The sequence below is a fragment of the Paenibacillus zanthoxyli JH29 genome (genome assembly GCF_000520715.1).
In the GTDB taxonomy this organism is placed as follows: domain Bacteria; phylum Bacillota; class Bacilli; order Paenibacillales; family Paenibacillaceae; genus Paenibacillus_AQ; species Paenibacillus_AQ zanthoxyli.
The window spans coordinates 1-398 of sequence record NZ_ASSD01000165.1 but is presented as its reverse complement, the minus strand read 5'-3'; the positions used below and the strand labels follow the sequence as shown (position 1 = coordinate 398).

The window sequence follows — 398 nt, the reverse complement described above, 5'->3', positions numbered from 1 at the left end:
CGCCCCCCTGCCGATATACGCGCAAATTGCCGGACATTTCCGGGCCAAAATCGGCGGCGGCGACTGGCCCGAGGGCATGAAGCTGCCGCCGCAGCGCGAGTTGGCCCGTCAGCTTGGCGTCAACCGCAGTACGGTTGTTGCCGCACTCGGCCAACTGGCCGCGCTCGGGCTCATTGAAGGAAGACAAGGAGGAGGCACAAGGGTAGCAGGGAAAGAGGGAACGCAGAAGACGGCGGGGAGTTGGAACGATTATGTGGAGGAAGGCATTCATTATCCCAATTTGCCGACCGTCCAGGCGATCAACCGCCTGGAATTTAGGCCGGAGCTGCTTCGGCTCGGAACCGGAGAACTCGCTCCCGAGCTGCTGCCGGGCGAGCAGATGCGCTCCATTCTAGCCG

The 398-nt window shown here is 62.8% G+C and carries 1 protein-coding gene; it reads left to right on the top strand.

All coding sequences use genetic code 11. The features are described 5' to 3' along the window. Positions 1-398 (top strand): GntR family transcriptional regulator (locus tag L691_RS28070; RefSeq protein ID WP_036735708.1); only part of this gene is annotated, 398 nt, incomplete at both ends.